At 61.0% G+C, this 22,251-nt stretch carries 21 protein-coding genes; 5 read left to right on the top strand and 16 right to left on the bottom strand.

What is annotated here, in order from left to right; genetic code table 11:
* Positions 1-13 precede the first annotated feature (13 nt).
* From hemB to CSING_RS01625, 5 genes are all read right to left on the bottom strand, one after another.
* Positions 14-991 (bottom strand): porphobilinogen synthase, encoded by a 978-nt coding sequence (hemB, locus tag CSING_RS01645; protein ID WP_042529137.1) that lies wholly within the window; start codon positions 989-991, stop codon positions 14-16.
* A 60-nt stretch (positions 992-1,051) separates the two neighbouring features.
* Positions 1,052-2,773, bottom strand: coding sequence for a bifunctional uroporphyrinogen-III C-methyltransferase/uroporphyrinogen-III synthase (locus tag CSING_RS01640; protein WP_042529134.1), 1,722 nt, complete (start codon positions 2,771-2,773; stop codon positions 1,052-1,054).
* A gap of 162 nt (positions 2,774-2,935) precedes the next feature.
* Positions 2,936-3,823 carry a hydroxymethylbilane synthase gene (gene hemC, locus CSING_RS01635; protein WP_042529132.1) on the bottom strand — a complete coding sequence of 296 codons (888 nt, stop codon included), beginning with the start codon at positions 3,821-3,823 and terminating at the stop codon, positions 2,936-2,938.
* On the bottom strand, positions 3,824-5,203 hold the full coding sequence (locus CSING_RS01630; RefSeq protein WP_042529130.1) for a glutamyl-tRNA reductase: 1,380 nt from the start codon (positions 5,201-5,203) through the stop codon (positions 3,824-3,826). It abuts the gene before it with no gap.
* Positions 5,204-5,305: 102 nt separating this feature from the next.
* Positions 5,306-5,545, bottom strand: coding sequence for a glutaredoxin family protein (locus tag CSING_RS01625; RefSeq protein WP_042529128.1), 240 nt, complete (start codon positions 5,543-5,545; stop codon positions 5,306-5,308).
* A 109-nt stretch (positions 5,546-5,654) separates the two neighbouring features.
* Here CSING_RS01625 and CSING_RS01620 point away from each other — a divergent pair, with 109 nt between their 5' ends.
* Positions 5,655-6,674, top strand: a complete 1,020-nt coding sequence (locus tag CSING_RS01620; RefSeq protein WP_042529126.1) for an HAD-IB family hydrolase — start codon at positions 5,655-5,657, stop codon at positions 6,672-6,674.
* Here the strand turns inward: CSING_RS01620 and CSING_RS01615 are convergent.
* Positions 6,671-7,249: an LURP-one-related/scramblase family protein gene (locus tag CSING_RS01615; RefSeq protein ID WP_042529124.1), complete on the bottom strand. Its 579-nt coding sequence runs from the start codon at positions 7,247-7,249 to the stop codon at positions 6,671-6,673. The genes CSING_RS01620 and CSING_RS01615 overlap by 4 nt on opposite strands.
* 220 nt (positions 7,250-7,469) lie before the next feature.
* On the opposite strand from CSING_RS01615, the gene CSING_RS01610 reads away from it, so the two are divergent.
* A complete protein-coding gene (locus CSING_RS01610; protein WP_052471358.1) occupies positions 7,470-8,708 on the top strand; it encodes an HNH endonuclease signature motif containing protein in 1,239 nt (412 codons plus the stop codon).
* Positions 8,709-8,853: 145 nt separating this feature from the next.
* Here the strand turns inward: CSING_RS01610 and CSING_RS13130 are convergent, their stop codons facing one another.
* The 5 genes from CSING_RS13130 to CSING_RS01590 form a co-directional block, all read right to left on the bottom strand.
* Positions 8,854-8,955 (bottom strand): 30S ribosomal protein bS22, encoded by a 102-nt coding sequence (locus tag CSING_RS13130; protein ID WP_003855542.1) that lies wholly within the window; start codon positions 8,953-8,955, stop codon positions 8,854-8,856.
* Positions 8,956-9,197: 242 nt separating this feature from the next.
* Positions 9,198-9,386, bottom strand: a complete 189-nt coding sequence (locus CSING_RS01605) for a helix-turn-helix domain-containing protein (protein WP_010189818.1) — start codon at positions 9,384-9,386, stop codon at positions 9,198-9,200.
* Between the two features lie 199 nt (positions 9,387-9,585).
* Positions 9,586-10,377: a pyrroline-5-carboxylate reductase gene (gene proC / locus CSING_RS01600; protein WP_042529121.1), complete on the bottom strand. Its 792-nt coding sequence runs from the start codon at positions 10,375-10,377 to the stop codon at positions 9,586-9,588.
* A gap of 97 nt (positions 10,378-10,474) precedes the next feature.
* Positions 10,475-11,263 carry a hypothetical protein gene (locus CSING_RS01595; protein ID WP_042529119.1) on the bottom strand — a complete coding sequence of 263 codons (789 nt, stop codon included), beginning with the start codon at positions 11,261-11,263 and terminating at the stop codon, positions 10,475-10,477.
* A gap of 9 nt (positions 11,264-11,272) precedes the next feature.
* On the bottom strand, positions 11,273-12,202 hold the full coding sequence (locus CSING_RS01590) for a Ppx/GppA phosphatase family protein (RefSeq protein ID WP_083280738.1): 930 nt from the start codon (positions 12,200-12,202) through the stop codon (positions 11,273-11,275).
* Between the two features lie 33 nt (positions 12,203-12,235).
* On the opposite strand from CSING_RS01590, the gene CSING_RS01585 reads away from it, so the two are divergent.
* Positions 12,236-13,135, top strand: coding sequence for a hypothetical protein (locus CSING_RS01585; protein ID WP_042529117.1), 900 nt, complete (start codon positions 12,236-12,238; stop codon positions 13,133-13,135).
* Here the strand turns inward: CSING_RS01585 and CSING_RS01580 are convergent.
* The 4 genes from CSING_RS01580 to mshA all read right to left on the bottom strand — a co-directional run bounded on the left by CSING_RS01580 (position 13,132) and on the right by mshA (position 17,267).
* Positions 13,132-13,830 carry a response regulator transcription factor gene (locus CSING_RS01580; protein ID WP_042529114.1) on the bottom strand — a complete coding sequence of 233 codons (699 nt, stop codon included), beginning with the start codon at positions 13,828-13,830 and terminating at the stop codon, positions 13,132-13,134. The genes CSING_RS01585 and CSING_RS01580 overlap by 4 nt on opposite strands.
* Positions 13,827-15,086 (bottom strand): sensor histidine kinase, encoded by a 1,260-nt coding sequence (locus CSING_RS01575; RefSeq protein WP_186302230.1) that lies wholly within the window; start codon positions 15,084-15,086, stop codon positions 13,827-13,829. The genes CSING_RS01580 and CSING_RS01575 overlap by 4 nt, the downstream gene beginning before the upstream one ends.
* Before the next feature lie 76 nt (positions 15,087-15,162).
* The gene (locus CSING_RS01570; RefSeq protein WP_042533020.1) at positions 15,163-15,912 is read right to left on the bottom strand and encodes a phosphoglyceromutase; all 750 of its coding nucleotides are present in this window, start codon (positions 15,910-15,912) and stop codon (positions 15,163-15,165) included.
* A gap of 89 nt (positions 15,913-16,001) precedes the next feature.
* The gene (gene mshA / locus CSING_RS01565; protein ID WP_042533018.1) at positions 16,002-17,267 is read right to left on the bottom strand and encodes a D-inositol-3-phosphate glycosyltransferase; all 1,266 of its coding nucleotides are present in this window, start codon (positions 17,265-17,267) and stop codon (positions 16,002-16,004) included.
* A 76-nt stretch (positions 17,268-17,343) separates the two neighbouring features.
* Here mshA and CSING_RS01560 point away from each other — a divergent pair, with 76 nt between their 5' ends.
* The gene (locus CSING_RS01560) at positions 17,344-19,056 is read left to right on the top strand and encodes a long-chain-fatty-acid--CoA ligase (RefSeq protein WP_042529110.1); all 1,713 of its coding nucleotides are present in this window, start codon (positions 17,344-17,346) and stop codon (positions 19,054-19,056) included.
* A gap of 247 nt (positions 19,057-19,303) precedes the next feature.
* The gene (locus CSING_RS01555; RefSeq protein ID WP_042529108.1) at positions 19,304-21,043 is read left to right on the top strand and encodes a long-chain-fatty-acid--CoA ligase; all 1,740 of its coding nucleotides are present in this window, start codon (positions 19,304-19,306) and stop codon (positions 21,041-21,043) included.
* Here CSING_RS01555 and CSING_RS01550 read toward each other — a convergent pair.
* Positions 21,040-21,957, bottom strand: coding sequence for a hypothetical protein (locus CSING_RS01550; protein WP_042529106.1), 918 nt, complete (start codon positions 21,955-21,957; stop codon positions 21,040-21,042). The two genes, CSING_RS01555 and CSING_RS01550, sit on opposite strands and share 4 nt — an antisense overlap.
* Between the last annotated feature and the right edge of the window lie 294 nt (positions 21,958-22,251).

Raw genomic sequence — 22,251 nt, 5'->3', positions numbered from 1 at the left:
AAAGGTGGGCAGGTTATGCGAGCAGGCGGGCAGCGTCCGTGGCGAAGTACGTCAGGATCTGGTCTGCACCAGCGCGCTTGAACGCGGTCAAGGACTCCAGCATAACGGCCTCGCCGTCAATCCACCCGTTCTGGGAGGCAGCCTGAATCATCGCGTACTCACCAGAGACTTGGTAGACGGCCACGGGAACGGAGGAGCGTTCCGCCGTACCGGCCAGCACATCGAGATACGGCAGGCCCGGCTTCACCATGACGATGTCCGCACCTTCCTCAATGTCGAGGTCTACCTCCAGCATCGACTCGCGGTAATTACGCGGATCCTGCTGGTAGGTGCGGCGGTCACCTTCCAGGGAGGAACCCACGGCATCACGGAAGGGGCCGAAGAAGGCGGAGGCGTACTTCGCCGAGTAGGCCATGATGGCAACATCCTCATGACCAGCGTCATCGAGGGACTCGCGGATGGCGGCGATTTGGCCGTCCATCATGCCGGACGGGCTGACCATATGCGCACCGGCACGTGCCTGGGAGCGCGCCATGTCCTGGTAGAGCTCGACGGTTTCGTCATTGAGCACGCGGCCTTGGTCATCAACCACGCCGCAATGCCCGTGAGAGGTGAATTCATCGAGGCAGGTATCCGCCATGACAATGAGGTCATCGCCGAATTCCTTGCGCAGCTCCGCAATACCCACGTTGAGGATGCCCTGCGGATCCCAGGCCACGGAACCGGTCGCGTCCTTGTCCTCCTCGCGCGGCACGCCGAAAAGATCAACGCAGGTCACGCCCGCATCGAGGGCCTCATGCGCGGCACGCTTGAGGGAATCCAGGCTATGCTGCTGCACGCCCGGCATCGAGGGAATGTCACGAGGCTCGTTCAGCCCATCGACGACGAACATCGGGAGGATGAGGTCGGACGGGCGCAGCGTGGTTTCCGCGACCATGTCGCGGAAAGCACGGGTCTGGCGCAAACGGCGGGGGCGGCGAGCAATGCTCATGAGTAGAAACTCTCCTTTGAGCGACGAGAAAATAAACTACCTTCTCGACTCTAGTCGCCCTTACTCTGCTCGCCCTGACGCGGTCGAGGAAGTCTTCTTGCGCGAGCGGCGCTTCTTGCGCGGCGCAGGCAAATTACCGGCGGCGCGGAGGGCAGCGACGTGGTCTGCGAGGGCGTCGACAAGCATCGGCACATCCGCAACCTCTGGAACCACGTCCACGCGCAGCCCCACTTCCTCGGCCGCTGCCTTGGTGGAGGGACCGATGCAGGCGATGATGGTGCGCGCATGCGGCTTACCCGCAATGCCCACGAGGTTGCGCACGGTAGACGGCGATGTGAAGGCTACAGCATCAAAACCGCCCGACTTGATCATGTCACGTATCTCCGCTGCAGGCGGGGCCGCACGCACGGTGCGGTAGGCCACGACATCATCGACCTCCCAGCCCAGGTCCAGCAGACCATTGACCAACACCTCGCCGGCGATATCGGCGCGCGGCAACAGCACGCGGCCCACCGCATCGATGTCCTCAACATAGTTGGGGAAGACCTCCACGAGGCCCTCAGCATTCTGCTTAGTCGGCTTCGGCATGACCTCCGGAACCATGCCCTTGGCGCGGATAGCATCAGCAGTCTTCTGCCCCACCGCGGCCAGGTGCACGCCAGCGAAGTCGCGTGCGTCGAGTCCAAGCTCCGCAATCTTCTGCCACACCGCGCTCACCGCGTTAACGGAGGTGAACACAATCCACTTGTAGCGGCCTTCCACGATGCCCTTGATGGCGCGATCCATCTGCGCCGGGTTACGCGGCGGCTCCACCGAAATGGTCGGCACCGACTGTGGGATAGCGCCGTGTCCAGCAAGCCGTGCGCTCATGGCTGCCGCTTGCTCCTTGGTGCGTGGCACGAGCACGCGCCAGCCGTAGAGGGAGCGGTTTTCCCACCAGGAGTACTTCGAGCGGTCATCGAAGCTACGCCCCAGCGTCACAACGAGGACACCGGGAAGCTCGGCATCAAGCTTGCCCAGGGTTCCCAGGGTGGTCTCGTGCGTGCGCTGCAGGCGTGTCGTGCCATGGACAGTGACATAAGCCTCGGTGTCGGCGGGCATGCCGCGCTCCACCAACTCGCGGGAGATCACGGGCAGGTCATCAGCCGTGGCCTGAAGTACCAAAGGCTGCGTTGCGGAGGCCAGACCATCCCAGTCCGCACCTTCCGTAATATCCGCCTCGGTGTACGTCGCACCCAGCGCGATACCGGCAAAGGACGGCACCGTCGACGGCAAAGACATGCCGGGCACGACCTGAAACTCCATACCGGCGTTCGCCACCGCAGAAATCTCCGCCTTGATGGATTCGCGGTTGAGCGGGTTGCCCGTCACCAGACGAATCACATCGCGGCCCTCGGCGCGGGTCAGCGCCTCACGCAGTTGCTTGACGACGTCCCCCTCGACCTCCTCGAACACCGCCGCCGTCGGCGGTGCCGGACGTGGGGGCTTGCGGCGAGCACCAGCCTCCTTGGCTGCGGCGCAGATGCGCTCGTACTCGGCCTCGGCGGCGTCGAGAAGCTCCTGCGGCACCGGCACCTGCTGGGCCACCATCTCGCGCACGCCGGAGGACACCTCAGCATCAGTGATGGCAATGGCGGAGGTTTCCAGAACCTCGCGAGCACGGACGGTCAAGAGATCGGGATTCCCCGGGCCGGCGCCGACGAAGACGACTTTGCCCAGGTCAGACGAGCCCAGATCAGACGAGCCCAGTTCAGACTGAGTATCCGGCACGGCATTGCTCATAAGGTTCTTTTCTAGTTTGTGGATTCCGGGGGATTCCTGCGCCGCTCACCGCGGCGGGAGAGTAAAGCCCACCCCTCAATTGCGGTTTAAGGGGGGCTGAATCATTGACGCCAATGATTGTGTGCTAGATACACACTAAAGGAAAAGCCCCGAAACCAAAAATTAGTTAGCCAGCAGCTCTGCAGCTCCCTGGGCAAAGAGCTCCTCAGAGACCGCGCGGCCCAGGGCCTCCGCCTCCTCGGCCGCGCCCCGCGCTTGGGCGGTGAGCTGGCGGGAGCCGTCGAGGGCAAAGACGCCACCGCGGACGATGAGCTCCTCGCCTTCCCAGCGAGATGTGGCGGCCACCGGGGCGGTGCAGCCGGCCTCGAGCTGGGACAGCACGGTGCGTTCGGCGCGGGTGGCGGCGGTTGCGAGGGCGTCGCCAAGCAGGGCGATAGCCTGGGCTGCCTCCGTGCCCTTCACAGCCTCAATCGCAAGCGCGCCCTGGGCGGGTGCCGGCATGAAAACCGCGGGGTCGAAGACCTCGGTGGCGCGGTCGGCGTAGTGAGCGCGCACGAGCCCGGCATACGCCAAAAGAACAGCATCGAGTTCGCCGCTGGTCACCTTGCCCATCCGGGTATCGATATTGCCGCGCAGTGGGCGGATGTCCAGGTCGGGGCGCAGTGCCTTGAGCTGGCTGATGCGACGCGGAGCGGACGTACCTACGCGCGCGCCTTCCGGCAGCTCCTTGAGGGTCAGGCCATCGCGGGCAATGAGTGCTTCACGCACATCTTGACGCTGGGGCACGACAAGGTCGAAGCGCTCATCGACGGCCGTTGGCAAATCCTTGAAAGAATGCACGGCAATCTCACACTCGCCGCGATGCACAGCCTCACGCAGAGCCTGAGTAAACACTCCCACGCCAATCCGCTCAACGGGCGCCATGTTGACGTCTCCCTGCGTGGTGACAATGTGCAGCTCGGCCTCGTAGCCTGCGTCCCGAAGCCAGCCCTGCACATGGCCGGACTGTGTCGTGGCGAGCAAGGAACCTCGTGTACCGATCTTCAACATTTATGCGTCCTCTTCCTCTGTCTTCTTATTCTCCGCAGCCTTCATCTGTGTGGCGTCCGGCAGCTCGGTCATGTCCACTGCCACGCCGCTGCCCTCAAGCTGCAGGCCAAAGAGTTCTTGGAGCGCGGTTTCATGGCTGACCGTACCGGAATTAGCGGCCAACTGCTTTGCACGGACGGTGGGCTCGTGGAGCAACTTGTCTGCCACTCGCTTAAGCGCGCGGTTGACATCCCCCATCTGGCGCTCGTCCAGCTCAGGGTGCTTCTGTTCGAGACGGGCAATTTCGCACTGCACAAGGTTGGCGGCACGCTTGCGCAGAGCAGACACGGCGGGGACGACATCGCGCACGCGCTGGGCGGAGGCATAGGCATTGAGCTCCTCAGTAACGATGCGGCGTGCCTGGGCATGCGGGCTGGTACCTGCAGCGATGTCCGTATCGGCAGCCTCCAAGGATTTGCTGAGACGCTCGATATTGACCAAGTCCACACCTTCGACAGAGGCGGTGACATCATCGATGTCGCGTGGCAGAGACAGGTCCACGAGCATGAGCTCACGGCCGGCACCGTGATAGCGCTCGACGTCGGCAGCCGTGATGGTGAAATCCTGTGCGCCAGTCGCAGATATGGCCATGTCCACATCACGCAGCGCCTGGGCACGGTCAGCGAACTCGATGACGTCCGCATAGACGCCCGCCTCGTGAGCATGCTCGGCCACGCGCTGCGCGCGTGTGGTGGTGCGGTTCGCAATGATGAGATGGGCTCCCAAACGTCCGGCATGAGTGGCCGCCAGCGACGCCATGGCGCCAGCGCCAAGGATCAGTACGCGCGCGCCGTCCAGCCGCTCCCGACCCATTCGACTCAACGCCTGATCAAAGGCGAAGGACACCATGGAGGCCCCAGCCTCATCGATCTCCGTTTCCGAATGGACGCGCTTGCCGGCGCGCAGCGCGGACTGTGCCAACGCGTGGATGCGCGGGCCGGCCGTTCCCTGATCGGTAGCGGACTGATAAGCCGTGCGGACCTGGCCGATAATCTGCTGCTCGCCCACCACCATCGAATCCAGACCGGAGGTCACCGTCATGAGGTGCTCAGCAGCTGCGTCGGCATAACGCACATAAAGGTAGGAGCGCAGCTCGCCTTCATCAACACCGGACACGCGGGCAAGGGTGCGAACGACATCCTGCACTCCTGTGTGAAAGGAGTTGGTGACGGTGTAGACCTCCATGCGGTTACACGTGGAAATGATCATCGCCTCAGAGAGCGAGTCCGCCTGGACCAGGGTCTGGCAGGCGCTGGTCTGCACGGTCTCGTTCATGCTCAGCTTTTCCAGCAGCGCTACTGGCGCCGACTGATGCGACATGCCCACGACGAGCACACTCATGCACTACCCTCCAGTCCTTCATCATCCCTTTGGATGACTCAAATCAACCAAAAGACTACTAGTCTCAAGCCCGATTCTGAAACTCACGCGCACCGTGGGGACTTATCCTGCCAACGCCTGTGCCAGCTCCTCATTATCGACTTCCCAGCACGAAAACTCATCACCATCAATCACCACAACAGGCACCCGGTCGCCGTATTCCATGGCCAGCTCGTTGTCCTGGTCAACGACGCGCACGATGAGCTCCGCCCCAGCGTTTTTCACTACTGGCGTTATCTGCTCACGCACCCGCGCGCACGAGCCGCACGTCGTGCGCACCATGAGCTCGACTGTGTGGGACATATAAAAGGGCTCCTTAGTGAGACTCTGAACTTTGTGCGGTTTACTATGGACACGTTAGCCTGCCTACCCGTTGAAAGCTGAACGCGTGCCCCTCCCCTTGCCACCCGGTATGCCCGACTCCCCCCGCGAGTTCCTTGCCAACTGGACCGCGAGTAGGGGAAACCTCCGCAATTTCTTGGAACAACAGGCCTTTGCCCCACTGGATGAGGAGAGTCAGCGTGCGGCAGGTGAGGCGTCGGCAGCCGCGGCGGTGGAACAGCTCTTCGGCATCGACCTGGATTCCTTCTCCTCGGGTGTGGAATCCGTCCAGGGCTCTTTCGAATCTGCCGGCGCACGTTCCATCACGCAGCCGGACCCAGATGTTCCCCAAGACGTCGGCGCCGCGGCCTTTTTTGATGTGGACAACACGCTGGTTCAGGGCTCATCGCTCGTCGCCTTCGCGTTTGGCCTGGCACGGCGTCGATACTTCAGCCTCTCAGAAATCCTGCCCATTGCATGGAAGCAACTGAAATTCCGCATCTCTGGGTCCGAAAACACTGAGGACGTTGCGTCCGGACGCGTCCAGGCCCTCGAGTTCGTGAAGGGTCGTTCGGTAGCGGACATGGTCGCACTGTGCGAAGAAATTGTGGACCAATCCATGGCGGATAAGGCCTATCCGGGCACGAAGCAGCTGGCTCAGATGCACCTCGACGCAGGCCAGCAAGTGTGGCTGGTGACTGCCACCCCGGTGCAATTAGCCCAGATCCTAGCCCAGCGCTTCGGATTCACCGGTGCCCTCGGCACAGTGGCGGAGGTCGACGACGGGCGCTTCACCGGCCGTCTCGTGGGCGATATTCTCCATGGTCCTGGCAAAATGCATGCCGTCGCCGCCCTAGCCACGCTCGAAAACCTCGACCTTGAACGCTGCACGGCTTACTCCGACAGCGCCAACGACGTCCCCATGCTGTCTATGGTGGGCACGCCCGTGGCCATCAACCCGGATTCGAAGCTGCGTGACATCGCCGAGGAGAAAGGCTGGCTCATTCGTGATTACCGCTCCGTCCGCAAGGCCATCCGTACCTATGGCCTGCCCGCGCTAGCCACCGCCCTCTTTTCCTACGGCGGCTGGCGCATGGCACATCGCCGCTAACCGCTCTGCTGTGCCTTCGTGCGCAGCATATCCATGCACATCACCGCGCCGATAAGCCCCGCATGCTGCTGCGGGTCGAGCCCCGGCGCGATGCTCAGGCGGTAGGTGTTCTTCCCCGAAAGGAACTTCCCCACGCCCGCCCACTCATTACGCACCTCCGCGAGCGGCTGGCCTTGACTACTAATGGTGATATTCCAATCCCAGATATCACCTTCAATCTCAATTTCCGGGAAACCCTCCATCTCCATGGTCAGGCGCGTCTTGAGCATGGAAAATCGCTTGGTCACCACCGCCATAGGCTTCTCGACGCCCGGCAAATACACCTCATACGTATCCCTCAGGAAGTTTGGTGGGTCCTTGATGAGCATGAGTGACTGCTGCGGGTTGCCGTGATCATCCGTGAAAGCCACCTCCAAACTGCGGGAGGAATTAAAGAGCATGTCCTTCATTCCACCGGACTGCAGGATGGTTCCGACGGGCACTCCCTGCTCATCCGCGATGAGGAACTGATCCTGCAGAAAAGACTTGGTCTGCGAAATCACCAGGGTCTCGAGGGTTAAGAGCTTAGGCAACATACTTCGCCATCATACGCATACCCCGCCGTGGATGGGCTCACACGGATAGTACTCCCCACTGCGCTAACAAGGTCGAAAGCGTGCCACTTTTCATGCTTTTCAATTCGCCATAGATGCAGGTAGAGACGCATGTCCAAGGCGTATTGTAGGTTTCTATTAGAACTTCTGTTCACCTCTCCATACACTGCCCATATCTCTCAAGAATCCGGGGGGATTCACGTTGAACACCACCACTCCTACCGCCTTTTTCTCCCACATGAACCCCGAGTGCGCGCTCGCCGTCGAGCGCAGCGCCGCCCGGCGCGCTGATTACCGTTCGTGGACAGCCGCCATGCCACCGCTCGATGAAGATTTTGATGTGGCGTGTCAGAGGCTCGTCGCCAAGCTCGGCGTCGGTGTCTACACCATCACCGAATGCTGCCTCGCCGTTCACCGCCTCACCGAGCTCCCACAGGTCAAGAACCTGCAGGACACGTCCTATCTGCTCGACATGAAGGCTCTCATCGCCATCGATTGCGCACTGACCAAGCTGGGAAACGTACCCAAGGAAATGCTCGCGCTTGTCGACGATTCCCTGGCCACTTACCTCACCCCAACCTCACCCAACCAGGTCTTTCCCACGCCCGCCCAGATAGGACGCAAGGTCCGCGATATATGCAAGAGCATCGACACAACGGTGTCCTTCCGCGATACGCGCAAGAAGGACACCTACACGATGACTGACACCGGAAAACGCGCCATTCTGGAGCTCAACACCGACAGCGCCACCGGCATGATTCTGGACTCCTATATCAGGGAGGCCGCAAAGAAGAACGGCATTTCCTCAGCCGATGCCCTGAAGAAGCTTATCGCCGGCAGCATCACCCCAGCCTCAACGATTATCCTCCACACTTACCAAGCCACGGACATTGAGAACGCCCCCACCTTTGTTCAAGGCTATGGCTGGACCTCGCAGGACATGCCGGCCACTCGGACGCGCGACTTTTCTGCAGAGCCGGCAGCATCGGATAACTACGTTGTCGCAGAGCTCATCCGCAAGTTCGTCGAGGGACGCGACGGCACCTGCCGCGCACTTGGCTGCAACCGCCCAGCATACCTCTGCCAGATGGATCACCGCATCAACTTTGCCGATGGCGGGCCAACGCATCCGAGCAACCTCGCATCGCTGTGCCAACATCATCACAACATGAAGACCGATGGCCGCGCGCACTACATCATGGATCCCATCACAGGGGACATCGTCTGGCTGTTCGAAGACGGCACCTGGGCCATGACGGAACCGACTGGCCCGCTGGCAAACAAGACGAAGCGTTGGGCACAGACCGTGGCACAGAAGATTACCGCCACCCGCGAGCGTGCCCACGAACAAGCCCAGGCCCTCAAAGAGGAGCTGGACGCAGCTGCTGCAATGGTTGAGCCGGAGGTTCCGAACACCCCTCCGGAAGACATTCCGTTCTAGATGCCTACCGGCGTCGTCGTTTCAAACGACGAGCCCCTCCCCTGACCACAGAAAGGATCTCCACCAGATGTCGTCTCCGTCGTGTGATACGACGAACTCCCCGCTACGATCGCGGAGGATCGTGCGGGGAGTTCGATTCGAAGCTTTACTTGCCGAGCTTGCGACGCTGAACGCGGGTACGGCGCAGCATCTTGCGGTGCTTCTTCTTGGACATGCGCTTGCGGCGCTTCTTGATGACAGAACCCATAACTGGTTTCCTCACTTTCGGTATCAGTACGTACGTAAACCGGCCGGCGACGCCTGGAATAAAACCGCACGGTGCACTCGATGCGGCCCCGCAAAACAGGGAGACGCAGACGTACCTCTGCCGACACGAATGCCCACCATCTTACCCAGCGCCATGCCCATCACCAAAACTAAGGGCAGCGCCCACCGCCGTGGACCGTAGGAGTCCGCAGTGGTGGGCGCTGCCGAAGAGAGATGAAAAAGTTAGGCTCCGTATACGGATGCCTCAAGGTATTCCTTGACGGCAGATTCATGAACGCGGAACGATCGTCCCACGCGCACTGCCGGCATGTCACCTGCGTGAACCAACCTGTAGACCGTCATCTTGGAGACACGCATGATCTCTGCAACTTCGGCGATGGTCAGGAAAGTTCCCTTATCTTCATTCGTCATAGTTTATTTAACCCTTCAGCACGTGACGCGCTGTAGGCTTCCCCTCCCACAGGACTATCACGCACGCGCTCATGCCAGCTTAGCGTGAAACCTGTGACTAATGCGACCCAAGTGCCAATTTTTTCCACATTCGCAACGCTGTTCCCCAGAAACTCGCCGGGCAACAGGTGTCACATTATTTTCAGGTGAGGCGGCAAACTCAGGCAAGTTCCTGCGCACGCTGGGCACATGCTTCAGCGGCACGGAAGAAGGCGCCTCGAAGACCGGACTCTTCAAGCTCACGGAGGGCAGCCGCAGTGGTTCCCCCCGGGGAGGTAACCCCTGCACGCAGGGCGACGGGATCCTTGCCAGATTCCGCCATCATCGTGCCCGCGCCCTGGGCGGTGCGGGTTGCGAGCTGCTCGGCGACGTCACGGGTGAGGCCGAGCTGCACGCCGGCGTCGATAAGCGCTTCGGTGACAAGGAAGTAGTAAGCCGGCGCGGAGCCAGCCAGGGCGGTTGCGGCGTCGATGTGCTTCTCCTCGATGACAGCAACCTCACCGACGGCCTCAAGCAGCTTGACGACACCCCCCAGCTGCCCCTCGCTCACGTGCTGTCCCTCCGCACACGTGCACATGCCCTTGCCCACCAACATCGGAGTGTTCGGCATGACGCGAACGACTGGCACGCCGTTGCCGGCGGCCTTCTCCAGAGTGTCCAGGGTGAGGCCGGCCGCCATGGACACGAGAACGGCGTCCGTTGAGATGTCGAGGCCTTCAAGGAGCTCGACAATGGCGTAGGGCTTGACGCAGGCAAAAATGTAGTCCGCGCCGTCAATGGCCTTGGCGTTGTCACTGGTGACGGCCACACCATAGGCGCTCTGCAGCTCCTCGCCACGCTCCGGACGGCGGTTGGTCACCACGATGTCTGCGGCATCATAGCCCGCGTTCACCAACCCCGACACCAGGGCCTCGCCGATTTGTCCTCCACCAAGTACTGCAATTTTTGTCATGCTTCCCAGGGTGCCAGAAAGGCGAGGGCGCGGCCACCAAGTAAGCGCACAACATCCCAGCAGATGCCTTTTAAAAGATGCCCTGTGGAACAGGTGCTTACATCACCACGAGTAGTGGGCCGAAGGTAAGCACGAGCCCGGCCACGGCCGCGAGGAACATGGACAGACCGTCGCGGCTGGTGCGCAGTGCATGCACAATGCCAACGATTACGCCGGTAACGACGACGCCCAGCACCACGACTACAAGGCGGTCGAAGCGATCCCAGAGGATTTCGAAGCCCTTGAACACGACTGCCCCCAACACAATGCCCACGAGGGCGAGCAGGACGACGGCGAAGGGATTGAGCTTCTCCTCCTCGTAGTCCTCGTCATGCTCATCGTCGTAATCGTCATGATCGTGGTCGATGGCTTCAAGCTCACCCGTCGCGGTGGTCTCATCCTCCGGTGCGACTACGGGCGCGGCAACGGCCTTGTCGACCGTCGTGTCCTCACCCTTCTTCGCGGGCTCGTCCTTCACCCGCTGGATAACGCGGGTGTCCTCGTCGGACGGCTTATCGGCCTTCTCGGACTTGTCAGGCTTCTCGGCCGCTTCCTCCTTAACCGAAGTGTCCGGTCTCTCGACGCGGACAGCGGCGGCCTGCGGCTTGTCGGTGTCCTTGGTCGGAGCGGGAATGACGGGAGCAGTCTCGTCGATGGAGACGTTGGAGTGCTTCGACTCCGCCGGGGCCGCCTTGACCTTCTCGAGGTTGCCGGTTAATTCCGCAACGGAGATGCCGCCTTCATCAAGGCTGCGGCGACGGCGGCGCGAGCTCTTCTCTCCATCGGAGTGGTTCTTCGCGTTACGGGCCAGCAGCTCCGCAACTGTCAACTGTTTCTCGTCAGCCACGTTTCTTTCCTATTCCAGTCCCTTATCGGTACGGCGCAGAATAACACCTTCACGGAGAGCCCATGGGCAGATCTCCAGCTTCTCGATGCCCAGGGCACGCATGCTCGCCTCGGCCACAAGAGCGCCCGCGACGATTTGGTGCGATCGGGTAGAACTTACACCCTCAAGGTCTGCCCTGTCAGCTGCAGTCATACGAGAGATGAAAGAAATGAGCTGCCGCAGACCCGGTGCGGTGAGGGTGCGCTTGACGTACGGCCCTGCAGAAGAAGGCGCGGAACCGGTAAGTCGGGCCAGCGTACGGAAGGTTTTGGAGGTTCCCACGCCCAGGCCCGAGGGGCCGAGAGCGCGCATCTGATCGGCAACGCTGACCAGCTCCGCATCGATGTAATCACGAAGCAGGTTTACCTTCGCCTTCTCCGGCGGATCAGTGTCGAACCAGTTATGGGTCAGGCGGCCAGCTCCCAAATCGAGGGAGAAAGCGAGCTCCGGATGCTCGTCCGTGCCAGTGGACAGCTCTAAGGAGCCGCCACCGATGTCGAGATTGGTGATGCGACCAGCGGACCAGCCATACCAACGACGCACCGCCAGGAACGTCAGGCGTGCCTCTTCTTCGCCGGAGAGGATTTCCAAGCGGACGCCGGTCTGCTTCTCCACCTCATCGAGGACCTCGGCCGAGTTGGGGGCCGAGCGCACCGCAGAGGTCGCAAAAGCCATGAACTCATCACAACCGAGCTTCTGGCCCAGCTCATTGGCTTCACCCACGGCGGAGATGAGCTTTTTCAAGCCCTTCTCGTGGATGTTGCCCTTCTTGTCGAGCTGTTCCACCAGACGCAGTGGAGTCTTCCAGTCACTCATCGGGGTGGGGCGGCCACCGGTTGCGGCATCGACCGCAACGAGGTGGACGGTATTACTTCCGACGTCTAACACACCTAATCGCACACCCCTAGAGTAGTAGGTCTACCGTGGGTAGGTGTGAATCGCCCAAAATCAAATGAGGTTTACCTGGGTTTTCCCGCCTCCTCCCCCGCCGCCACGTCCATCCTCGCGGGCCGCGAAAAGGCCCCTGACTTTCCGCGTGAATGGTTTGAGTTCACCGATCCCGAAGATCCGTTGCACGTTTATTCCATCGATCTGACCTGGCTCGAGTCACACTACGCCTGCCAATTTGGAACGGCGGCGTGCCACGGCATCGATAAGCAGCAGCCCGACGTCGGTTGCTGTGTGCATGGCGCGTACATGGCCGACGAGACGGATCGAGAGCAGCTTGCCGACGCCGTCTCCCGCATGCCCGCACGCTACTGGCAGCACCGCCCAGCGGATGTCGACGAGTATCTGAAGAACGGCCAACCAGAAGAACTGGAGCCGTGGTTGGAATGGGACGAGCTCGACGGAGACGATGGCGAGCCAGAACCAGCGCTCAAGACGCCGCTTGTCGACGGCGCCTGTATCTTCGCCAACCGCGCCGGCTGGCCCACCGGCACCGGCTGCGCCATCCACCAGTGGGCTCTCGATGCTGGAGAGGAGCTCACCGTAGTCAAACCTGAGGTGTGTTGGCAGGTGCCGATTCGCCGCCACGAAGACTACGAAGAGCGCCCCGATGGTGAAGAGATTCTGCGCACCACCATCGGTGAATACGATCGCCGCGGATGGGGCAATGGCGGAGAGGACTTCGATTGGTATTGCTCGGCCGACCCGTCCTGCCACACGGCAGACGAGCCGCTGTGGAAGTCACAGAAGACGGAGCTCATTGCCCTGCTGGGCGAGGAATCCTATGACATCCTGGCCCGTCACTGTGAGGCACGGGCACGCTCCGGAGTGACATTCCCGCGGCACCCTGCGGATGAATCCGGCGGGAACTCAGGAGCGGTTTAGGCCTCGAACTTGTAGCCCAAGCCGCGCACGGTCACAAGGTGCTTGGGGTGGGAAGGCTCGGACTCAATCTTGGAGCGCAGGCGCTTGACGTGGACGTCGAGAGTCTTGGTGTCACCGACATAGTCCGCGCCCCAAATGCGGTCAATGAGCTGGCCGCGGGTGAGTACGCGACCGGCGTTGCGTAGGAGATATTCAAGGAGGTCGAACTCCTTGAGGGGCATGGAGACCGGGTGACCGTCGACAAGCACGGTGTGGCGCTCCACATCCATGCGCACGCGACCGCCCTCCAGTACCTGGTTATCCGGCTCTTCCTCGCTGCCCTCCGAGCTGACCTCGCCACCACGGCGCAGCACCGCACGGATGCGAGCGATAAGCTCACGGGAGGAATAGGGCTTGGTCACATAGTCATCCGCACCCAGTTCAAGACCCACAACCTTGTCGATCTCAGAGTCACGCGCGGTGACCATGATGACCGGCACCGAGGAGGTGGCGCGCAGCTGCTTGCAGACGTCCGTGCCCGACATGCCTGGAAGCATGAGATCGAGCAACACAATGTCCACGGTGTTTGCGGCGAACTGCTCCAACGCGCTGGGGCCGTCTGGGGCTAGGAGAACGTCGAAGCCCTCCTTACGGAGCAGAAAGGCGAGGGGATCGGCCAGCGACTCTTCATCTTCGACGATGAGGATGGTGGTCATTGAGCTTTATCCTTTCGACGGGCGGCGACACGCGCAACAGCGCGCTGCAGACCAGGAGCGGCGGAGCTGACGGCTCCGTCTTCTTTATTATCCTGATTTTCTACACTATCCGCTGGCTTTTCTTCGGTGTATATAGGGAGCTCGATTGTGAACGTCGAGCCTGTTCCCGGCCGGGACCACAGCTTGATGTTGCCGCCATGATTCGCCACGACGTGCTTGACAATGGCCAGTCCCAGTCCGGTTCCGCCGGTCTGGCGAGAGCGCGCCTTATCCACGCGGAAGAAGCGCTCAAACACGCGCTCCTGGTCCTCCGGGGCAATGCCGATACCGCGGTCGGTAACGCGGATGAGGACAACGTTTCCACTCACGACCTTCTGGGTGACTGACACCGGCATCTCATCAGGAGAGTAGTGAATGGCATTAGAGATGAGGTTGGAAACGGCTGTGACCAGCAGGGATTTATCTGCCATAACCTGCACTCCGACGGATTCACCGCGCGTGAGCTGATTGTTATGGGCGTCCGCGGCAAGCTGGTTGCGCGTCATCGCCTCATCGATGATGTCATCAAGATCGACCGGCTTCATTTCCGGAAGGGCCTCTGCACCTTGCAGCTTGGATAGCGAGATGAGCTCACTCACCATGTCCGCCATGCGCGCGGCTTCCTTCTGAACCTTGCTGCCGAAATACTCGACATGGTCGGGGTCGCCGGTGTCTTGGAGGAGTGCTTCCGCTAGCAGAGCGATACCACCGACGGGTGTCTTAAGCTCGTGGGAGACATTGGCCACAAAGTCACGGCGAGCGGATTCCATACGCACCGATTCGGATTCATCGGTGCCGTACACGATGACGAATCGGTCGTCGTTCAGCGTCAGCGGTTTGACCACGGCACGCACCTGAGTCACGCGGTTTCCGGTGCGACGCTTAGGAATCGCCAAGTCCAGCGTGCGGGTCTCCTTGTCGTCGAAGACCTCCTCAGCAACGGACCAAATATCCGGGTTCACAGCACGGTCATGGACCATCGACATCTCGTGTGCGGAGGGGTTGGAAAAAATGATTTCTTTGGTGCGGGACAACACGGTGATACCCGCTGGTGAACCACCCACGGCAAGGTGAAGAACTTGGCTCACACTGGTGACCTGGTTGGAATCAGCGTCGCGGGCGCGGCGGCGCTCCAGCCGCTCGCGGATACGGGTTATCACCGGTATGGCTAGGCCACACGCCACCACACCGGCTAGGAAAGCGAGTATAAGTTCCACGACGATTCACACCTCGAAAGAAATCCCCAAGGAGTATAGGCTCCCTGGGGATTATGCGCAGTGCGCGAAAGCAGGACTACTTCGTGGCGCCCTGAGCAGCAACCGCGGCGGCGCCAGCAGCGGCTGCCTCCGGATCGAGGTAGTTGCCTCCTGGGTTCACCACAGAGCCGTCCTCAGCAATCTCGTAGACCAGCGGGATACCCGTCGGAATGTTGAGGCCAGCGATGTCTTCCTCAGAGATATTGTCGAGGTGCTTGACCAGGGCACGCAGGGAGTTGCCGTGCGCGGCAATAAGGACGGTCTCGCCCTTCTTGGCACGGGGGAGGATTTCCTCCTCGAAGTAAGGAACAAAGCGCTCGACGACGTCCTTCAGACACTCGGTGCGCGGAACCTCATCGAGGTTGGCGTAGCGCGGGTCGCCGGCCTGGGAGTATTCGGAGCCATCCTCAAGCTCCGGCGGCGGGGTGCCGTAGGAACGGCGCCATGCCATGAACTGCTCCTCGCCGTACTTATCTTTGGTCTCCGCCTTGTTGAGTCCCTGCAGAGCTCCGTAGTGACGCTCGTTGAGGCGCCAGTCACGCACAACCGGAATCCAGTGGCGATCTGCGGCGTTGAGCGCGATGTTAGCGGTGCGGATGGCACGGCGGAGAAGGGAGGTGTAGACAACCTCCGGCAGGATGCCCTGCTCCTTGAGCAGCTCGCCGCCGCGCTTAGCCTCGCTCTCACCCTTGGCGGTGAGGTTGACGTCAACCCAACCGGTGAACTGGTTGGACTCGTTCCATTCGGACTGTCCGTGTCGAAGTAGAATCAGCTTTCCGTTACTCATAAACACCAGCATGCCACGTTTGCGGGCCTTGCGCCTGTGAACCCAGGCACACTACCCCTGGGCGTGGGTTCATGCCCACTTGTGTGGGTTTAGTAGCCAATTGCTCGGCGCGTATGGCAGTCCGGAATCTCAATACTCATCGCGTCGGCATAGATGTTTTCTAGTTGGGTCGCGGCTGCTGCCCAGCTGAATTGCTGGGCATGGTCGACGGCGGCTTCACCCATGGCGATGCGACGTGGGTCGTCGTCAAGCAACTGCTCCAGAGCGTCAGCCCAGTCCGACGCCGAATGGGAATGAACAAGAAGACCGGTATCGCCGTCTGCAACGGCGATGGGCAGGCCACCGACCGCCGCCGCAACCACGGGCGTTCCCGAGGCCTGCGCTTCCATGGCCACGAGGCCAAAAGACTCGTTGTAGCTGGGCACCGCCACAATGTCCGCTGCTTGATAGATGGCAACGAGCTCCTGCGGCGGGCGTGGGTGAAGGAAGCGGACAACCCGATCAACCCCCAGCTCGCGGGCCAAATTGTGGTAGGTATCCGGCGAGGAATTCGCCCCAGAAGCTCCGCCGCAGATGACAACGCGGAGGCTGCGATCCGGATCGCGTTCCATGAGCTCAGCCGTGGCGCGAATGAGAACCTCCGGCCCCTTGAACTTTTGCAGGCGCCCCACAAAGGCCACCACCTTGGTGTGCAGTGGAATGCCCAGCTGGCGGCGGGCACGCTCCGTCATGCGATCGGTGCCCGGTGTGTACAGCTCCGTGTCTGCACCAGGGGAAACAACGACGATATTCTCCGGCGACGCATCGTAGTGCTCCACCAAGTCGCGCGTCTCTTGTGCGGTGTTGACCACGAGGATGTCAGCGTTGTCTACAAGCTGCTGCTCGCAAATGCGGCGGGCTTCGGTCTCTGGAGTGTCATCAAGAGTGCGGTGCACGTTCTTCACCGCGGCCAAAGTGTGCGCGGTGTGTACGAGGGGCACATCCCACAGGTCCCGCAACAGCCAGCCCACCTGACCGGAGAGCCAATAGTGGGAGTGTATGACGTCGTAATCCACGTCGAAGCAGCGAGCAAAATTAAAGATTCCCCCCGTAAAAGCGGCGAGCTGGGTGGGCAGCTCCTCCTTGCTCAGTCCCTCATACGGGCCAGCCACAATGTTGATAACGCGCAGGCGCTCCTCGACGTCCACCACCTCACCCTGACTCGGGCGTGTGGCGCGCGTGAAAACATCCACGGTGACGCCAAGGCGCGCAAGCTGGCGGGCCGTATTGAGGACGTACACATTCATGCCACCGGCATCCCCTGATCCGGGCTGCTCAAGGGGTGAGGTGTGCATAGAAATCATCGCGATGCGCATAGTCATCCAGTGTATCCCGAATCAGAGAGAGTTATACTGGCCCCCAACTTGAGTTTCGTGACCGAAAGGTGAAGGAATGTCGGCATCAGAGTCCAAAGCGTGGCTGCAGTACTACCCAGAGTGGACCCCGCACACCCTGGAATATGGGGACACCACGCTTCTCGACGTCTACGACAACAACCTCGCACTCAACCCCGACAAACCCGCCACCTACTTCTTCGGCCGCACACAGACCTATGCGGAGCTGGATAAGCAGGTGCGCCGTGCCGCCGCCGGTCTTCGCGCCTTCGGCGTACGTCCTGGTGACCGCGTTGCTATCGTCGCCCCGAACTGCCCGCAGTTCATCGCGTCCTTCTGGGCCGTGCTCAAGCTGGGTGCCATCGCCGTACTCCACAACCCGCTTTACACCGCGCACGAGCTCGAGGGCCTGTTCCAGAACCACGGCGCGCGCATCGCCATTTCCTGGGATAAGACGGCGTCGACCTTGGAAAAGCTGCGCGCAACGACGAGCCTGGAGACCGTCGTCTCCATCAACATGATTAACGCCATGCCCACCCCACAGCGCCTGGCCCTGCGTCTGCCTATTCCGCCGCTGAAGGCCAAGCGCGAGCAGCTCACCGCGCCGGCCCCCAACACCGTGCCGTGGGAGTCCCTTGTGGGCAACGCTATCGGCGGCGATGGCTCCGATGTCCTCTCCCCGGAAGAAGTCACCAAGGACACCACCGCGATTATCCTGTACACCTCGGGCACCACGGGTAAGCCCAAAGGTGCGGAGCTGACTCACGGTAACTTGTTCTCCAACCTGCTCATGGGCAAGCATTGGGTTCCGGGCTTGGGTGATTCCCCCGAGCGCATGCTTGCGGCCCTGCCGTTCTTCCACGCCTACGGCCTCACCATGAATGCCACCTTGGCTCCGCTCATCGCCAGCGAGCTCGTTCTCCTGCCGAGCCCACAGATGCCGCTCATCATGGATCTGATGAAGAAGCACACCCCAACCTGGATTCCGGGTGTGCCGACCCTCTACGAGCGCATCGTGGCCAAGGCAGAAGAAGACGGCGTGTCCCTCGATGGCGTCCGCGCAGCCTTCTCCGGTGCATCCACCCTGCCGGTCAGCACAGTGGAGAAATGGGAAAAGTACACCGGCGGCATGCTGGTAGAGGGCTATGGTCTCACCGAGTGTTCTCCGATCATCGTGGGCAACCCCATGAGCTCCGACCGCCGTCCCGGCTATGTAGGCATCCCGTTCCCGGATACCGAAGTCCGCATCGCTAATCCGGATAACCTTGACGAAACCATGCCGGATGGCCAGGAGGGCGAAGTTTTGGCCCGCGGACCGCAGGTGTTCAAGGGCTACTTCGGCGATGAGGAAGCCACCAAGAATGCCTTCCACGGTGACTGGTTCCGCACCGGAGACATGGGCGTCATGGAGGACGACGGCTTCATCCGACTGGTAAGCCGCATCAAGGAAATCATCATTACCGGTGGCTTCAACGTCTACCCAGGCGAGGTTGAGGAAGTCCTGCTCTCTCACCCCGACGTCACGGAGGCAGCCGTCGTGGGCCGCCCGCGCTCGGATGGCTCCGAAGATGTTGTAGCCTGCATCATCTTGTCAGACGGTGCCGCTATGGATCCCGAAGGTCTCAAGGACTACTGCCGCGAGCGCCTTACCCGCTACAAGGTTCCGCGCACTTTCTACCACTTCGAGCAGCTTGCCACGGACCAGTTGGGCAAGATTCGCCGCCGCGAGGTCCAAGCGGATCTGCTTGAGCGCCTCAAGGCAGAGAAGTAAAACCCACCTCCCCTCCCTCACGTCTGGCCAGGACCTGGCTCACGGGCGAAAGCCCTGTCGACAGCCACGGTTCTGGCCAGACGCGTACGTTTTCCAGGTTTCCCCTCCCCATCCCTGCCAACCAGGGTCCTGAGCACATACTTTTAGTTATTAGAAGCAACTTTGCAAATTTTTGCGAGACTCCTGTCACAAATTAGTTATACTGTTCCACACGTAACATATTTGACCACCTAAGGAGTTCGCGCGCATGACCGAATCCTCTGCCCACGCACCATCCGCCTACGAGACCAAGGCCTGGCTGCAGTATTACCCGGAATGGACCAAGCCCCACTTGGACTACGGCGACAAGACTCTCCTCGACTCCTATCAAGAGACCGTTGAGGCTTATGGCGACCGACCAGCCACGTGGTTCTTCGGCCACCAGATGACTTACCGCGAGCTCGATACCCACGTGCGCGCCGCAGCGGCAGGACTCAAGGCTTTCGGCATTCGCCCGGGCGACCGCGTGGCGGTGGCACTACCCAACTGTCCGCAGCACGTGGCCGTTTTTTACGCCATCTTGAAGCTGGGGGCCACCGTGGTGGAGCACAACCCGCTGTACACCGCGCCGGAGTTGGAGCCGCTCTTCAAGGACCACGCTGCCCGCGTGGCTGTGGTCTGGGACAAGTCGAGCCCGACCTTCGAGAAGCTGCGCGATTCCACCCCGTTGGAGACTATCGTGACGGTCAACATGATTGACGCCATGCCACGTCGAAAGCAGGTGCTCTTGCGCTTGCCTATTCCTTTTATCAAGGACAAGCGGGAGGAGCTCTCCGTCCCAGCACCCAATACCGTGCCATGGAGCGCCCTCACCGGCCGCGCCATCGGCGGACACGGCCACAAGCTGGTCAACGCGGACGTCGATCTCAACGACACCGCGCTCATCCTGTACACGTCAGGCACCACCGGCACACCGAAGGGCGCGGAGCTGACCCATTCCAACCTCTACTGCAACATGAAGATGGCAGAGTCGTGGGTTCCGTCCCTGGGTGACAAGCCTGAACGCATGCTGGCGGCTCTGCCCCTCTTCCACGTCTACGGCCTCACCCTGATCGCCGCGCTGGGCGTGCAGATTGGTGGCGAGCTCGTGCTCACGCCGGCACCGAAGATTCCTCTGCTGCTGGAGATCATGAAGAAGCGCCGCCCCACCTGGATGCCGGGCGTGCCCACCATCTATGCCAAGGTCATGGAAGCCGCCAAGAAGGAAGGAATCGACCTACATGGCATCGAGAACAGCCTCTCTGGTGCTGCTGCCCTGCCTCCTGAAATCGTCGAAGAATGGGAGGCACTCACCGGCGGCCTTCTCGTGGAGGGCTACGGTCTGACGGAGACCTCACCGATCGTGACAGTGAACCCCCTCAACAAGAACCGCCGCCCGGGCTACATCGGCATCCCATTCCCGGATACCGAGGTGCGCATCGGAAACCCAGAGAACCTCGATGAAACCCAGCCGGACGGCACCGCGGGTGAGCTGCTCGTGCGCGGCCCGCAGGTGTTCAAGGGCTATTTCAACATGCCGGAAGCCACCGAGAATGCCTTCCACGACGGCTGGTACCGCACCGGTGATATGGCGATTATGGAGTCTGATGGCTTCATCAAGATTGTCTCCCGCATCAAGGAGATGATTATTACCGGCGGCTTCAATATCTACCCGGCTGAGGTCGAGGACGTCATCCGTCAGCACCCGGACGTGAACGCCGTGGCTGTCGTGGGTCTGCCCCGCGCAGACGGTTCTGAGGACGTGGTGGGCTGCATTGTGCTTAACGACGGCGCCGTGCTCGACCCCGAAGGCCTCAAGGACTACTGCCGCGAGCGCCTTACCCGCTATAAGGTTCCGCGCAGGTTCTACCACTTCGAGCACTTGGCGTCGGACCAGCTGGGCAAAGTCCGGCGCCGCGAGGTGCAGAAGGATCTGATGGCGCTCATTGAAGAACACGCCAAGGCTTAAGCAGCGCGATCAACGTAGCGCTTGAAGCGATCTGGGTTGAAGGTTGTGTAGAACTCCTCCCCAGCCCAGATCAACTGGCTCACCAAGGTGCTCAACTGGTGGTCCAGCTGCGCATCCGTATAGCCCCACGCGGTGGGAATGCGAGCAGCGGCAACGAAGACCAGATCCTCTTCTGCATCATGATGCACAGCCTCAATACGCGCGGAGTACGCATACTGGACGTCATTTTTGAACTCGGCCCAGCGCACGAGCGCATCGAAATCACACATACAACGCCCAGAGGGCGTCACTAGCCGCAGTTCAATATCGTCTGAGCCGTCCTGCGCTGCCTGCACGGTGATGGTGTGGTCATCAATAATGATGCTCACCGTGCCGTCGCCATGGTTCACAACGTGGACTGGGTGCCCGATCATGGCCAAGCGCGTAGCGCGTTGGTGCACGCGCCACAGCCCGACTGCTGAAACCTCGTAGACTTCACTGAAATAATGCGCGGGAACCGGCTTAAGCCCCGCACCACGCATGGGCCTGGAGGGTTCGTCCGGAAAGTGCTCATCGAATCGCGCAAAGACTGCCGAGAGTGACTTAGCGTATCCAGAAATAATGCTCTTAAGCTGAGAATTCGTGGCCGTCGACGGCAAATACGGCGCGGCATAAACGCGCAGATGCGAATGCTGTGCGGAGCTCCCACAGGCCTCAGCGACGACGTTGCCAGAGATCCCTCCACCATTGAAGTCGTTGACGTCCATACGCAAGGGCTGTCGGTCTGGGTCGAAGCGCACCGAGCCGCCCCAAAACCCAAGAATGGCAAGGCCGCCCATTTCTTCGTTGACGTCAATACTCATGTAGCCACCCGGAATCCGGACTGTGGGCAAGCCCATTTCGTTTTTCTCTAGCGTGCCAGCCAGCCTTTCCATGACCTTCCTCACGCGCCTAGCGCTGAGCACAGCTGGAGTTTTGACCGGTTTTTGAGGTGCGGTTTGAGACATTGTCCCCCCTAGAATTTTGTGTAGTACGTGCATACTGAGCGAGCTGGTGATGAGTACCCCGTGCGCATCCCCCCGAGCTGCTGCAGTGCCGCCAAGAATACAAAAGGTTAGGCACCTTCGCTCGGCGAGAATCACGAGAGTGCCCCCACCCTCGCATCAAACGTGAGAAAAACCTCACATTTTGCGCGCGGGAGACCCTGTTTTCAACACCCTTCGACTACG

This window comes from Corynebacterium singulare (genome assembly GCF_000833575.1).
Lineage (GTDB): Bacteria > Actinomycetota > Actinomycetes > Mycobacteriales > Mycobacteriaceae > Corynebacterium > Corynebacterium singulare.
The sequence above is the reverse complement of the archived record's forward strand: the minus strand, read 5'-3'. Positions and strand labels throughout refer to the sequence as shown.